Raw genomic sequence first — 13,544 nt, 5'->3', positions numbered from 1 at the left:
GCGGGCTGTGTAGTCTCGGTTTCACCTGTGCCGGTAAGGAATTACCGGTTGCACTGAAAGAGATGGGCACTCAAATGCCGGAAACACTAGGCATGGAAGCGACGACCGAGCTCGTCTACCGGACGATGCTCGCCCACCCCAGTGAGGGATTCGACCGGATCAGAGAGCTCACCGGCCTCTCGGAAGCCGATCTGAGAGCCGAGCTCGACCGGCTCAGCGAACTGGCACTCGTTCGCCCCGCGGCCGACGACCCCAACCGGATGCACGCCGTCTCGCCGCAGATCGGAATGAAAGTGCTCCTGGCCGAACGCCAGGCAGAACTCGCCGCCGCCCAGCAACAGCTGGAAGACGCGAAATACGCGGCCGAGAAGATCATCGCGGAGTTCTCCCGGGTACAGGACAATGGAAACGGGGAGATAGAACGGCTTTACCACCTCGACGAGATACGGGACCGTATTCGCCTCCTGTGCGCGGAGGTCAAGGAGGAGGTACTCGCCTTCACCCCGGACGGCGCCCAGACGGCGGCGAACATGGAAGCCGCGAAGCCCCAGGACGCCGAACTGCTCCGGCGCGGCGTCAGGATGCGCACCCTGTACCTGGACAGCCTCCGCAACAATCCGCCCACGGTGGCCTACGCCAACTGGCTGGCGGAGCAGGGCGGCCAGGTCCGCACGGTGCCGTCGCTCCCGATCCGGATGCTGATCATGGACCGGTCGACGGCTCTCGTCCCCGTCACGCGCGACGACAGCTCCATGGGCGCCGTGGTGCTGCGCGGCGAGGGGATCCTCGCGGCGCTGTGCGGGCTCTTCGAGTCGACGTGGGAACGCGCCACGCCGCTGGGCTCCGACAAGGCGCAGGAGCGCGACGACCGGGGGCTGACCGCGGCGGAGGCCGAGGTGCTGAAGCTGCTCGCCAAGGGGCACACGGACGAGAACATCGCCAAACGCGTCGGCGTCTCCTCCCGCACCGTCCGCCGCATCGCCGCCGACCTGATGGACAAGATGGACGCCCGCAGCCGCTTCCAGGCCGGGGCGCAGGCCGCGCTGCGCGGATGGATCACCATGGACGACGCCACCTAGACGACGTCGCCGAGCCGGATGCGAGGCCGGGTCGTGCCGGGGGACCACCTCGGCGCGACCCGGCCTCCGCCCGTTCGGGGGCGCATTCCGGCTCGGGGGTGGACTGCTTATGACACCGCCGGATCAGGACAGCGCAGAACGGTGACAGCGCCCGGTCCGGTCGACAAAAGTGCTGCTCACGGGGTTACACGGCAGTCACACACCAGCTGCCCCACCGGAAAGAGGGCACCGCTGCGCACACCCGCGCCGGGCCCGGCCGGCGGGCGCTGCCGGCCCCGAGGGACCACCGCACGACGCACCACAGGAGTAGCCATGTCCGTCGCACGCCGCCGCACCGCCAAGGCCCTCGCCGCGATCCTCGTCGCCTCCTGCGCCGCACTCGCCACCACCGCCACCGCCGCCACCGCCCAGGACACCACCCGTCCCACCACCCGGACCCAGGCCCTGGACGCCACCACCGGCTGGCAGTCCCCCGCCCCGGCCACCGTCCAGGACACCACCGGCTGGCAGTGACGGGCCGGCGGCCCGCCACCACCCGGTCTCTTCACCCCGTTCTCACGGTTCTCACGGTTCTCGCCGATCTCACGGTTCTCACGGTTCTCGCCGTTCTCACGGTTCTCACGCATGCACACCAGTGGGGGTTTTCCCATGTCCGACATCGACACCGCCGCCGTCCTCAACGAGTACGAGAAGAACGGCTTCGCGATCCTGCGCAACGTCCTCGACCAGGACCTCATCGCCGAAGCGCGTGAGCACGTCGAGTGGCTCGGCCGCCGCTACCCGCATCTGCGGCCGGAGGAGTACCACCACCCGCTCATGCGCAACGACGCCTTCTGGGTACGCCTGGTCACCGACGAGCGCCTGGTGGACATCGCGGAGCTGATCCTCGGCCCCGACCTGGCGTGTTTCACCTCGCACTACGTCTGCAAGCCGCCGCATGACGGCCGCCCCGTGCTGTGGCACCAGGACGGCGCCTACTGGAAGCTCAAGCCCATGGAGGCGCTGACCGTGTGGGCGGCGATCGACGAGTCCACCACGGAGAACGGCTGCCTGCGGATCATCCCCGGCAGCCATGAACTGCCCATCCACGCGCCGACGGTGCGCACCGACGTCGCCAACATGCTGTACTCCCAGACCCGCGAGGAGATCGTCCGGGACTGGACGGAGAAGGCCGGCGTCGTGGACATCGAACTCCAGCCGGGCGACGTCTCCATCCACCACCCGAACATCCTGCACTGCTCCGAGGCCAACACCTCGCCCAAGCGGCGCTGCGGCCTGGACATCGGGTACATCGCCACGTCCACGCTCGTCGCGAACGAGGGCCTGTACCTCGACCCCGTCCTGGTCCGCGGCGAGCCGGGCTCCGCCGCCAACCAGTACCGCAAGTGGCCGGCCTACTCGCCCGGGGAGTCGATCGCCTTCCGCGGCCACGAGGAGTGGAACGCCAAGGTCGCCGGGATCAACGAGCGCGGCGGATTCACCGAGCCGTCGCTCGGCGAGACCCCGCTGGAGACGACGCGCCGCATGGTGCGCCGCCTGGAAGAGGGCACCGTCAGCCGCTGAGCCGGCGCGGCCGAGGCCGTCCCGAGCCGATACCCGCGTCATCTGAACGAAAGGGCGGAGGTCGTCGGACCGATGCACGACCCCAAAATGCAACTTCTCCTCGCGGTGACCGCGGCCCTGTGCGTCATCGTGCTGGCCGCCCGGATGTTCGGGCGCCTCGCCACCCGGGTCGGGCAGCCGGCCGTGGTCGGCGAAATGCTCTCGGGCATCGTCCTGGGGCCCACCGTGCTCGGCGCGCTGGCGCCGGACTTCAGCGGCTACGTCTTCTCGGCCTCGGTGAAGCCGACGCTGTACGTGATCGCCATGGTCGGGCTGTGCCTGTACATGTTCCTCGTCGGGCTGGAGCACGAGTACCACCCGGGCAGCCGCAGGGACAAGGCGCTGCCCGTGGTGCTGTCGGCCGCCGGTGTCGTCGTCCCGCTGCTCGTCGGGGCCGCGGCCGCCTGGTACATCGCGGACGACTACCGGCCCTCCCGCGTCGGCCTGCCGCTGTTCATGCTGTTCGTCGGCGGCGCGCTGTCCCTGACGGCGTTCCCGATGCTCGCCCGGGTGCTGCAGGAACGGCGCATGATGCACACCGACTTCGGCGGTGTCGCGGTCCGCGCGGCGGCCATCGACGACGCGGCGGCCTGGTGCATCCTGGCGGTGGTGAGCGCGCTGTTCGTGCACGGCAGTCTGCTCGCCTCCTGGCGCACCATCGTCCCCGCCGTGCTGTTCCTGGGCGTCGCCTTCGCCGTGCTGCCGCGGCTGTTCCGCGCCTCCATGGAGAAGGCGGTGCGCGAGGGGGAGATCGGCGACGGTCTCTTCGCGGCCCTGCTCGGGACGGTCCTCGCGGCCGGGTGGTTCACCGACTACATCGGCATCTACTCGGTCTTCGGCGGCTTCGTCTGCGGCGTCGCGCTGCCGCGCGTCCCCGGCTTCGCCGCGCTGCTGAACACGCGCCTGATGCAGGCCGTGCGCTGCCTGTTCCTGCCGGTCTTCTTCGCCTTCTCGGGGCTGAACACCGACCTCACGGGCGCATCCAGCGGCACCTACGTCTGGACGCTGGCCGTGCTCTTCGCCGCCGGCTTCGCCTCCAAGTTCCTGTCCTCGCTGACCGTCCTGCGCTCCTTCAGGTGGGGCTGGGGCGAGTCCGTCGCGATGGGCGGCCTGATGAACGCCCGGGGGCTGATGATCCTCATCTTCATCAACATCGGGCTCTCGCTCGGCCTCATCGGCAAGGAGCTGTTCTCGATCCTGGTCCTGATCGCCGTCCTGACGACGGCGCTGGCACTGCCGCTCTACCGGCTGCACTTCAAGCCGGGGCAGGAGGAGGACGCCCGGCGGGCATGGGCCGCCAAGCGTCCGCCGGCCGCCCAGGAGCCCGCCACGGCACCGGACGCCGCCGCCCCCTCGCCCGGCGCGCGCCGCGCCGAAGACCTGGTCGGTGCGCGCAGCGCTGCCTGAACCGTCCGGTCCGCACGGCACCGCCGGGACGTCTGCGCGCACGTCCCGGCGGTGCGCGGGCCGCCGCAGGCACAGATCCGTATCCCGATGAAGGAAACCCGTCCATGAACCGACCAGCCGGCGTTCCACTCGTCCACGTCAGCATCGACCGCATCGTCGAAGAGGGACGGGACGTCAAGACCTTCGTACTGGAGCCCGCACCGGGCAGCGCCGCCCGGCTCCTCGACTACCGCGCGGGGCAGTTCCTCACCCTGCGGCTCCCCGTCGGCGCCGACCGGCCCGTGATGCGCTCGTACTCCATCTCCACCTGCCCGGTCTCCGACCCCCGCCTCGCGGTGACGGTCAAGGCCGCGCCCGGCGGGCCCGGGTCGAACTGGCTGTACGAGAAGGCCGTACCGGGGATGACGCTGGAGGCCCTCCCGCCGACCGGGCAGTTCACCCTCGACGAGTCCGACAGCGAGATCCTGCTCTTCGCGGCCGGGCTCGGCATCACACCGCTGTACTCCCTGTGCAAGTACGCCCTGGCCTCCTCGGACCGCAAGGTCCGCCTGCACTACTCCGGACGCCACCGCGACACCACCCCGTTCGTCGGCGCACTGGAGGAGCTGGAGCGCGCCCACCGGGGGCGCATGCGCCTCGACCTGCGGCTGACCGGCACGGAGGGCAGGCTCGACGCCGGCACCGTACGGGACGTCGTCACCGCGATGGACGCGCCCACCACGTACGTCTGCGGACCGCCCGCCTACCAGGCCATGGTGGTCGACGCCCTGCTGGCCGCCGGACGGCCCCCCGCCTCCGTCCGGACCGATCCCGCGGGCCGCCCCCCGCGCACCCGATGAGCGGCGACGACATCACCGCGCGGGCGCTGCGGGAGGCGGGACACCTGAAGTGGACCGGGTCCGGGCCCGGCCTGCTCGGCGCGTGCGCCGCCGAGATGGACTACGGCACGGCACCCCCGGTCATCACGGCACTGAGCGAAGCGCTCCGCAGGAACCTCCTCGGCTACCTGCCTCCCGGGCTTGCGGCCGGACTGAGCGAGGCGTGCGCCGACTGGCAGCGCCGCGCCCACGGGTGGGACGTCGCGCCGGACGACGTACGGCTGCTCCCCGACGTCATCCGCGCCTTCCACGTGGCCGTCGAGCACTTCTCCCGGCCCGGCTCACCCGTCATCGTCCCCGTCCCCACGTTCACGCCGTTCCTCACCGTCCCCGGCCTGCTCGGCCGCGGGGTCATCCCGGTGGAACTGGTGCGGTCGGGCAGCAGGTACGTCTACGACCTCGACGCCCTGGACCGGGCGTACCGCGCGGGCGGACACCTGCTGGTGCTGTGCAATCCGCACAACCCGCTGGGCAGGGTGCTGGACACCGCGGAACTGACCGCCATCGGCGACGTGGTCGAGCGGCACGGCGGACGGGTCTTCGCCGACGAGGTGCACGCCCCGCTCGTTCACCCGGGCCACCGCCACGTGCCCTACGCCTCGACCTCCGCCGCCGCCGCGCGGCACACCCTCACCGCCGTGTCCGCCTCCAAGGCGTGGAACATCGCCGGCCTGAAGTGCGCCCAGATGGTGCTCACCAACGACGCCGACCGCGCGCGCTGGGCGGAGCTCGGCCGGCTGGCCACCGACGGCACGTCCATCCTCGGGGTGGTGGCCGGCACCGCGGCGTACCGGGACGGCGAGCCCTGGCTGGACGGCGTGCGCGCCCGCCTCGACCGCAACCGGCACCTGCTGCGGGACCTGCTCCGCGAGCACCTGCCCGGAGCCGGCTACCTGCCGCCCGAGGGCACGTACCTGGGCTGGCTGGACTGCCGGGAACTGGCCCTGCCCGGTGACGACCTGGCGGAGTTCTTCCGCCGCGAGGCGGGCGTCACCACCGTGGACGGCGGCAGCTGCGGTGCGCCCGGCCGGGGTTTCGTACGCCTCAACTTCGCCACCACCGAGCCGATCCTCACCCGGATCGTCCGGCGGATGGCCGGCGCCGTGGCGCGGCACAGGTCCGGGGCACCGGCGCCCCTCCCCCGAGATTTCGCACTCCAGACCACATGAGGAGAACCGTGAGCGAGCAAGACCGGACAGCAGTCGGCTTCCGGGCCGGACTCGAGGACGACGCGCAGTGGCTCAACGACCTCAAGCGGCGCCGCAATCCCGGCCCGCGCTCCGTCCACCACCGGGCCGTCGACCCCTCCCTCGGGGCGGCGACCGTCGCCGTGCACGGCGGAACGTACGAGGACCCGGTGACCGGCGCGGTCGGCACGCCCGTCTTCCAGACCAGCACCTTCCTCCTGGACGACCTGAGCTACGCGGCGTTCGAGCGGGGCGCCACCCGTGACGTGCCCATCTACACCCGGTACGGCAATCCTTCGCAGTGGTCGGTGCAGGAGAAGGCCGCCGCGCTCGAAGGGGCCGAGAGCGCCGTGGTCACCTCGTCCGGCATGAGCGCGATCGCCAGCACGATCTACGCGCTGACCAACAACGGCAGCCACATCGTCACGGCGTACGACGTCTACGGCGGCACCTACAACCTCATGCGCGAGGACATGCCGTCGGCGGGCCGCGAGGTCACCTTCGTGGACTCCACCGACCTGGCCGCCATCGAGGCGGCCATCCGGCCCGAGACCCAGCTCCTCTTCTTCGAGAGCCTGACCAATCCGCTGCTCAAGGCGCCCCGGCTGCGGGCCATCGCCGAGATCGCCAAGAGGCACGACGCCCTGCTGGTGGTCGACAACACCTTCCTGTCGCCGGTGAACCTGCGGCCGCTGGACCTGGGCGCGGACATCGTCGTGCACAGCGCCACCAAGTACCTCAACGGCCACAGCGACGTGACGGCCGGCGTGGTGGCCGGCAGCAGGAAGTTCGTCGACCGGATCTGGGCACAGGCGCTCCGCTTCGGCGGCACCATGGAGCCGCTCGCCTGCTACCTCCTGGAACGCGGCCTGAAGACGCTGGCCCTGCGCATGCGGGCGCACAACGACAACGCCACCGCGCTGGCCGCCTTCCTCGACGGCCACGAGAAGGTCCTGGCCGTCCACCACCCGTCGCTGGACCACTACCCGCACCCGCACCTGAGGGACGACGTCCGCGGCGGGAACGGCGGAAGCGGCGGATACGGCGGGATGGTCGGCTTCGAGGTGGCGGGCGGGGACACCGGCGCCCTGAAGTTCTGCGCCGCCCTGGAGATCCCGTACGTGGCCACCAGCCTCGGCGGCGTGGAGTCGCTGGTCAGCCTGCCGTTCAACACCTCCCACTGCTCGCTGACGGCCGCGCAGCGCGCGTCCATCGGGATCCGGCCGGGGCTGGTCCGCTACTCCGCGGGCGTGGAGCGCACCGAAGACCTCATCGCGGACATCGCCCAGGCCCTCGAATCGATCTAGGACAGACATGCGAAACGGTTTCAACGTCGCCAGTTCCAGCGAGTTCGTCAACGAGATCCGTGACGACGCCCGGGAGGCGCAGTTCCACTACCACGCCGCCGCACGCTTCCGGCCGGGACGGGGACTGCGCGCGTGGACGCGTCCGGCGATCCTCGGGCGGGTGAAGTCCGCGCGCCGCTTCGAGCTCGATCTCGCCGACGGGTGGCAGGGGGGCTCACCGGGCGACCGGGCCGGCTCCCCGGCGCGCGAGCACACACCGCTCGATCTCGCGCTCGCCGCCGTGGGCGTGTGCTCGCTCAAGACGGCCATCGCGGGCGGCAGCGCCCGGGGCATCACCTTCGACGGCATCGACATGGTGATCTCCGCGGACGTGCTGCCGGGCGAGGCGGACTTCCTGCCCACCGCCCGGGTACGCCGGCTCGGCTACGACATCAGCACCCGGTCCGACGCGGACGCCGCGCTGATCGAGGAGGTGACCCGGCAGATCCTGGACCGCAGCCCCAACCACCGCACGGTCAAGGACGACACCGAGCTGCGCTTCCGCCACGACGGGCGGGAACTCGCCTGCACCCCCGCGCCGAGCCCCGCCGGCGCCGGTGGGGAACGCACGGTCCGCCGCCGGGTGACGTGGATCAGCGGCACCCAGTTCGAGTCCGCCGGCCTCGACCACAGCGGCAGCGACCTGCCCCTGCGCGTCGACGAGGCCAAGCAGTTCGCCGGTGTGGACTGGGCACCCAATCCGCAGGAGTACGTCGTCCTCGCCCTCGCCGCCGAGCTGGCCTCGCTCGCCGCGCGCGCCCAGACGGCCGCCACCGGAAGCACCGGGGAGTGGACCGTCCACGCGCACGGGCTGCTGGACCTGCGCGGGCTGATGCTGGTCGATCCCTCGGCCGCGGTCGGCTTCCAGACGGTGGACTGCGCCGTCGAGGGACCGGCCGGCCTCCCGTCCGCCGACACCGAGCGGTACTTCCGCGCCGCGGTGGAGGGTTCCGCCCTCGTCGAACTGCTCGCCCTGCCGCACCCCGTCGAGGTGCGGCTGTCCAGCGGCGCGCCGGACGCCCCCCGGCCCGCAGCCGTCCGGTAGAGACACGTGACCCGGAAGTCGTCGACATGCCAAGGAAGCCGAGGTGCGCGGTGAGCGGGGTGCTTTGCCAAGTGATCGGATGCGGCCCGGCCGCCCTGGGACTCGCCCTCGCGGCGGACCGCCGGGACGCGCTGCCGCGGCTGCTGGCCGGCGGGGTGGAATTCCTCGACCGGTCACCGAGTCCCACGGCCCTGGACGGCCTGCGCTTCCCCTTCCTGATCGACGCCAACTCCGTCGGCGGGGACTTCCTGGCGGGTGTCCGCCCCGACGGGACCTTCGCCGCGGCGCTGCGCGGCCGGGCCGGCCGGCTGCTGCGGGAGCGCCACGACCGCCAGGTTCCGCTCCCCCTGGTCGGCGAGTTCGTGAACGATCTCTCGCGGGCGGTGGAGGACGTCCTTCCGCACGGGTTCCGCTACGGGGCGGACGTCCGGGCGGTCCGCCGCAACCGCGACGGCTCCTGGACGAGCGTGGACCGGTCCGGGGCCGCGCTCGTCACGTCCGAGTCGGTCGTGCTCGCGACCGGCGGCTACGAGGACACCCGGGAGGTGTCCGAGGCGTACGGCATTCCGCCGGGCCGGGTGATCGGCTCGGCGGAGCTGATGTCCGGGCGGCTCGACGAGGCCGCGCGGGTGCTCCGGGCGGGCGGCAGGATCGCCCTCCTCGGCGGCTCGCACAGCGGTTTCGCCGCCGCCGGACTGCTGCTCGACCGGTTCGGTGACGCGATACCTCCGGGCGGCCTGGTCCTCGTCCACCGCGACCTCGCGCTGTCCTACACCGATCCGGCCGAGGCCGGCTCCGTGCCACCGGAGCTCGCCGGCCGGCTGGAGACCTGTCCGGAGTCCGGCGTGATCAACCGCTTCCACGGACTGCGTTCCGGACCGCGCGAGCTGTGCCTGCGGGCGCTCCGGGGCCGCGAGCCCCGGCTCACGCTCCGCCACACCGCCTCCGCCGGCGCGCGATCGGCTCTCGCCGAGGCGGGCCTGGTGGTCCACGCCCTGGGGTACCGCACCCGGGCGGTGCCGCTCTTCGACCGGTGGGGGGAACGGATACCGACGGGCGACCGCACGGTCCGGGTCGACGACGCGTGCCGTGTCCTGGACGCGGGCCACGACGCCGTACCCGGCGTGTTCGGCATCGGACTGGGATACGCGCGGTGCGACGCCTGGGGCCGGCGGCGGGTCGGCATCAACACCTTCCACGGCGAGGACGCCGAACGGATCGTGTCCGGGGTGGCGGCGACGGCCGCGGCGTGACGCGCCGGCGCCCGCCCGGCGGGTGCCGGGCGGGCGCTGGCAGGACGCTGGCAGGGCGCTGGGAACGGCGTGGGTCAGATCTTCCGCGCGACGACGAGGCAGTGACTGCTGGCGCCCCGCTGCGAGGGCTGCGAGCAGGTCGCCAGGTGGTAGGCCCGGTACTCCAGGTAGGCGCGCTCGTCGAGTTCCTCCAGGGTCTCCGGGAAGAAGCCGCAGGCCCCGTCCGTGCCGGCGTGCTCCACGATCTCCAGGCCGGCGGCCCGCAGCTCCGCCTCGACGGCCTCCTGCGTGGAGAAGTGCGTGACGTTGAAGAACTCGTCCGGGTAGTCCACGCGCTGGTCGTCCGGGTCCGTCAGCGACGCGTACTGGTCGGCCGTGAGCGGCTTGCCGTTCCTGAGCAGGTAGTTCACGGCGAAGACCCGGTTGATGTACGACACGGCGACGGTGCCGCCGTCGCGCACCACCCGCCGGCACTCCAGCAGGCAGCGGCGGCGCAGCGCACGCGTCCGCAGGTGGTAGAACGGGCCGAGGCACAGCACCGCGTCGTACGCGCCGTCGGTGAAGTCGTCGAGGCTCGTGGCGTCGGCCCGGCGGATGTCGACCGAGTCGAGCCCCTCCTCCTCCTTCGCCAGGGCCCGCATCGCGTCGACGTTGACGTCGACGAGGTCGGTGGCCGTGACGCGGTGGCCCTGCCGCGCGAGGCGGAAGGAGTAGGCCCCGTGGCCGGCTCCCAGCTCCAGCACGGCGGACCGCGGGGAGAGGTGCCCGTCCAGGACGTGCAGGGTGGTGTCGTACTCGAGACGGCGGACGCGTGACTTCCGCAGCCGTGGCCCTTCGCTGAAGGACTCGTAGTGCCGGGAGACGAGGGAGTGGTCGATCATGATGCCTCTTCGTTGAGCGGACCTGACGACGCCCGCCGCCGTACACACGGCGACGGGCGGGACGAAGAACCGGTCAGCGGATGCCGCCGTCCTCCCACGGCGCCCGCAGGCCCAGCAGCACGGCGAGGTGGCCGTCGTAGCCGAACATGCTCCCCGGCCGGCCGGCCGCGTCCGCGAACAGGGCGGGGCCGCCCTCCTGGTAGAGCTTGACGTACTCCTCCAGACCGCCCAGCGGGGTCTCCCGGACCGCCATCCGCCAGAACGGCGTGTCCAGGCGGGTGTTGAAGCGGTAGTGCAGGGCGAGGAAGTCCCGGATGTCCTCCCACTGGAGCTGGACGGCCTCGTTGTAGTCCTGCGCGATGTCGGGGTCGTTCAGGCCGCCGGCGTTCAGTGCCCGCGCGAGCCGCTCCGCGTGCATGCAGATGACCTGGATGTTCGTCGCTTCGAGCGGCTCGACGAAGCCGCAGGCGTTGCCGATGGCGGCGACGTTCTTCACCCACGGCCGGCGGACGTGCCGCGCCTCGAACGGCACGACCCGCAGGCTGCTCGGGTCGATCTTCGGGTTCTTGCGCACCAGCTCCGCGGCCGCGTCGTCGGCGCTGATGTGCGCGCTGCTGTAGACGTACCCGCGGTTGATGACGTTCTCGTGGTCGATGCGCCAGCACCAGCCGGCGTCCATCGTGTCCATCGTCGTGTACGGCTGGATCGGCTCGTCCTCGCGCGTCCAGCCGCCGACGACCGCCTTGTCGCAGAACAGGTGGTCGCGCATGCTGACGAACGGCTCACCGAGCGCCTTGTGGATCAGCTCCGCGCGGAATCCGGACGCGTCCACGAAGAAGTCCGCCGTGTACCGCTCACCCGAGTCCAGGACCAGGCACTCGACGCCGGCCTCGCCGGTCTCGACAGCCGCCACCTTGGCGTCGAGGAGCTTCCCGCCGAGGCTCTCGAAGTGCTGCTCCAGGTAGGCGACGAACGGCTGGTTCTCGATGTGGTAACCGAAGTTCTTCGCCGGGGCCCGGCCGGTGACGGCGGCCGGCAGCGAGCCGCCCTCGTACTCGTCCAGGTGGTAGTAGCCCCACGGCTTGTGGCGGGCCGGCAGGATCTGGTTGTCGAACTGCTCGTTGAAGGGATAGTCGAAGTACGGGCGCGGGCCCCAGTGGAACCGGACACCGAGCTTCCAGACGGGGTTGACCTTCGCGTAGAAGTCGTCCTGCGGTATCCCGAGGACGTCGTGCAGGTAGGTGGGCGTGTTCGCGAAGGTGCCCTCGCCGACCATGATGGTGCCCAGCGCGGCCGAGCGGATGACGGTGACGTCCGTCTCAGGACACGTACGAGTAAGGGTGATGGCGGCGATCAGACCTGCCGTGCCACCGCCGACCACGATGATTTCGCGCTTCACGCTGGAACCCCTCCGATGCTGCGTCGTTCGCGTGACCAGCAGGTTCTCCCACCGCCCGAGGCCGTGTCAGCGATCCCGACTGGCCTGATCCGGACCTGGCCTAAGCAGTCCACCGGGCCGGGCCGCGCGGGTGCGGGCTGCCCGGACACCCGAAAATCTGATGCAGCCGGTACAGAATTACTGGATGTGGCAGGACGGGAAATTCTGTCGACCACCAAAACGCATGGCCCGTGCCGACCCACCTGTGTTAGCGTGATAGCAGTTGCAGTTTTGGTTGCCAGAGAATTTTTCTTTGCAGAGCTTTCCGGATCTTTCCGGAGGGGTGATCATCGCGGCGACTCGGCTCCGCAAGGTGCGGAGACCGGCACTGCCCCCCAAGGGAGATTCAATATGGCATCTGGCACCGTGAAGTGGTTCAACGCGGAAAAGGGCTTCGGCTTCATCGAGCAGGACGGCGGCGGCGCTGACGTGTTCGCCCACTACTCGAACATCGCCACCTCCGGCTTCCGCGAGCTTCAGGAAGGCCAGAAGGTGACCTTCGACGTCACGCAGGGCCAGAAGGGCCCGCAGGCCGAGAACATCGTTCCCGCCTGACGCTGACGCGAAATCGTCGCGAGCCACCGGCTCGCGCATCATGTGGCTGGGGCCCGCTCTCTCGGGATGCGGGCCCCAGCCTCATGCGTTCACCCGCTCCCCGGATTCACCGGAGACCGCGGACGACTCCGGCCTCCCCACCGAGCGGGCCGGCTGTACACATTTTTCTCCGGCTCATTCTTGCGAATTCGCGCGCGGTAGGCACCGCTGGACGCAATTCCTCGATACGCCGCATCGAGGAAGGTTCCTCATGAACCGCACGCGTCGCACCCCCGGCACATCCGGTGGCTCCCGCGCGGACCGGAAGTCCCCCCGTTCCACCGGCGCCGCTCCCGGCAGCCGCGCCCGCGGACAGGGCTCGGACCGCCAGGGTTTCCGTCAGGGCACCGGGCGAAAGCCTGTCCAGGGCGCACGCCCCGCCGCGCGGCGGCAGGAGTTCGCGCCGCCGGTCACCCTGACCGAGCCGCTGCCCGCGGTGGAGTCGTTCGCCGAACTGGACATGCCGGCCCGGCTGTCGGCCGCTCTCGGCGCCGAAGGCGTCACCGCGCCCTTCCCGATCCAGGCGGCGACGCTGCCGAACGCGCTGGCGGGCCGTGACGTCCTGGGCCGGGGCCGTACGGGCTCGGGCAAGACGCTCGCCTTCGGGCTGCCGGTGCTGGCCCGGCTGGAGGGGCAGCGGGCCCAGCCCCGGCAGCCGCTCGCCCTCGTCCTCGTACCCACCCGGGAACTGGCCCAGCAGGTCACCGACGCGCTCACCCCGTACGCCCGGGCCCTGGGCCTGCGGCTCGCCACCGTGGTGGGCGGCGTGTCGATCGGCCGGCAGACGAGTGCGCTGCGCGGCGGCGCGGAGGTCGTCGTGGCGACGCCCGGCCG

At 71.4% G+C, this 13,544-nt stretch carries 13 protein-coding genes; 11 read left to right on the top strand and 2 right to left on the bottom strand.

Annotation, left to right across the window (positions count from 1 at the left end):
* Positions 1-92 precede the first annotated feature (92 nt).
* From ABZ576_RS16455 to ABZ576_RS16415, 9 genes are all read left to right on the top strand, one after another.
* On the top strand, positions 93-1,079 hold the full coding sequence (locus tag ABZ576_RS16455) for a helix-turn-helix transcriptional regulator (protein ID WP_360740687.1): 987 nt from the start codon (positions 93-95) through the stop codon (positions 1,077-1,079).
* 312 nt (positions 1,080-1,391) lie between these two features.
* Entirely contained in the window at positions 1,392-1,592 is a 201-nt protein-coding gene (locus ABZ576_RS16450) for a hypothetical protein (protein ID WP_360740685.1), read from the top strand.
* A 135-nt stretch (positions 1,593-1,727) separates the two neighbouring features.
* Entirely contained in the window at positions 1,728-2,642 is a 915-nt protein-coding gene (locus tag ABZ576_RS16445; RefSeq protein ID WP_360740683.1) for a phytanoyl-CoA dioxygenase family protein, read from the top strand.
* A gap of 87 nt (positions 2,643-2,729) precedes the next feature.
* Positions 2,730-4,088: a cation:proton antiporter gene (locus tag ABZ576_RS16440; protein ID WP_360740681.1), complete on the top strand. Its 1,359-nt coding sequence runs from the start codon at positions 2,730-2,732 to the stop codon at positions 4,086-4,088.
* A 104-nt stretch (positions 4,089-4,192) separates the two neighbouring features.
* Positions 4,193-4,927, top strand: a complete 735-nt coding sequence (locus tag ABZ576_RS16435) for an FAD-binding oxidoreductase (RefSeq protein ID WP_360740679.1) — start codon at positions 4,193-4,195, stop codon at positions 4,925-4,927.
* Positions 4,924-6,135: an aminotransferase class I/II-fold pyridoxal phosphate-dependent enzyme gene (locus tag ABZ576_RS16430; RefSeq protein ID WP_360740677.1), complete on the top strand. Its 1,212-nt coding sequence runs from the start codon at positions 4,924-4,926 to the stop codon at positions 6,133-6,135. Before ABZ576_RS16435 ends, ABZ576_RS16430 begins: the two co-directional genes overlap by 4 nt.
* Before the next feature lie 8 nt (positions 6,136-6,143).
* Complete coding sequence (locus ABZ576_RS16425) at positions 6,144-7,460, top strand: aminotransferase class I/II-fold pyridoxal phosphate-dependent enzyme (RefSeq protein WP_360740675.1); 1,317 nt, start codon at positions 6,144-6,146, stop codon at positions 7,458-7,460.
* Between the two features lie 7 nt (positions 7,461-7,467).
* Entirely contained in the window at positions 7,468-8,544 is a 1,077-nt protein-coding gene (locus ABZ576_RS16420; protein WP_360740673.1) for a hypothetical protein, read from the top strand.
* Positions 8,545-8,615: 71 nt separating this feature from the next.
* Positions 8,616-9,797, top strand: a complete 1,182-nt coding sequence (locus ABZ576_RS16415) for a hypothetical protein (protein ID WP_360740671.1) — start codon at positions 8,616-8,618, stop codon at positions 9,795-9,797.
* A 74-nt stretch (positions 9,798-9,871) separates the two neighbouring features.
* Here ABZ576_RS16415 and ABZ576_RS16410 read toward each other — a convergent pair whose 3' ends face one another.
* Both ABZ576_RS16410 and ABZ576_RS16405 read right to left on the bottom strand, forming a co-directional pair.
* Entirely contained in the window at positions 9,872-10,678 is an 807-nt protein-coding gene (locus ABZ576_RS16410; protein ID WP_360740669.1) for a methyltransferase domain-containing protein, read from the bottom strand.
* Positions 10,679-10,751: 73 nt separating this feature from the next.
* Positions 10,752-12,077: a tryptophan 7-halogenase gene (locus tag ABZ576_RS16405; protein WP_360740667.1), complete on the bottom strand. Its 1,326-nt coding sequence runs from the start codon at positions 12,075-12,077 to the stop codon at positions 10,752-10,754.
* A gap of 390 nt (positions 12,078-12,467) precedes the next feature.
* Here ABZ576_RS16405 and ABZ576_RS16400 point away from each other — a divergent pair, with 390 nt between their 5' ends.
* On the top strand, positions 12,468-12,671 hold the full coding sequence (locus tag ABZ576_RS16400) for a cold-shock protein (protein ID WP_007383480.1): 204 nt from the start codon (positions 12,468-12,470) through the stop codon (positions 12,669-12,671).
* Between the two features lie 250 nt (positions 12,672-12,921).
* Positions 12,922-13,544, top strand: a 623-nt coding sequence (locus tag ABZ576_RS16395; RefSeq protein WP_360740665.1) for a DEAD/DEAH box helicase, incomplete at its 3' end; no start/stop codon positions are given.

Source organism: Streptomyces sp. NPDC013455 (assembly GCF_040632975.1).
Classification (GTDB): domain Bacteria; phylum Actinomycetota; class Actinomycetes; order Streptomycetales; family Streptomycetaceae; genus Streptomyces.
Note: the sequence above shows the minus strand (reverse complement) of the source record. Positions and strands in the feature narration are given on the sequence as shown.

Excerpts from the sequence above, each read along its gene's own strand:
- ABZ576_RS16455 (WP_360740687.1), top strand. The coding sequence starts at position 93 with ATGGAAGCGACGACCGAGCTCGTCTACCGGACGATGCTCGCCCACCCC.
- ABZ576_RS16450 (WP_360740685.1), top strand. The coding sequence starts at position 1,392 with ATGTCCGTCGCACGCCGCCGCACCGCCAAGGCCCTCGCCGCGATCCTC.
- ABZ576_RS16445 (WP_360740683.1), top strand. The coding sequence starts at position 1,728 with ATGTCCGACATCGACACCGCCGCCGTCCTCAACGAGTACGAGAAGAAC.
- ABZ576_RS16440 (WP_360740681.1), top strand. The coding sequence starts at position 2,730 with ATGCAACTTCTCCTCGCGGTGACCGCGGCCCTGTGCGTCATCGTGCTG.
- ABZ576_RS16435 (WP_360740679.1), top strand. The coding sequence starts at position 4,193 with ATGAACCGACCAGCCGGCGTTCCACTCGTCCACGTCAGCATCGACCGC.
- ABZ576_RS16430 (WP_360740677.1), top strand. The coding sequence starts at position 4,924 with ATGAGCGGCGACGACATCACCGCGCGGGCGCTGCGGGAGGCGGGACAC.
- ABZ576_RS16420 (WP_360740673.1), top strand. The coding sequence starts at position 7,468 with ATGCGAAACGGTTTCAACGTCGCCAGTTCCAGCGAGTTCGTCAACGAG.
- ABZ576_RS16410 (WP_360740669.1), bottom strand. The coding sequence starts at position 10,678 with ATGATCGACCACTCCCTCGTCTCCCGGCACTACGAGTCCTTCAGCGAA.
- ABZ576_RS16400 (WP_007383480.1), top strand. The coding sequence starts at position 12,468 with ATGGCATCTGGCACCGTGAAGTGGTTCAACGCGGAAAAGGGCTTCGGC.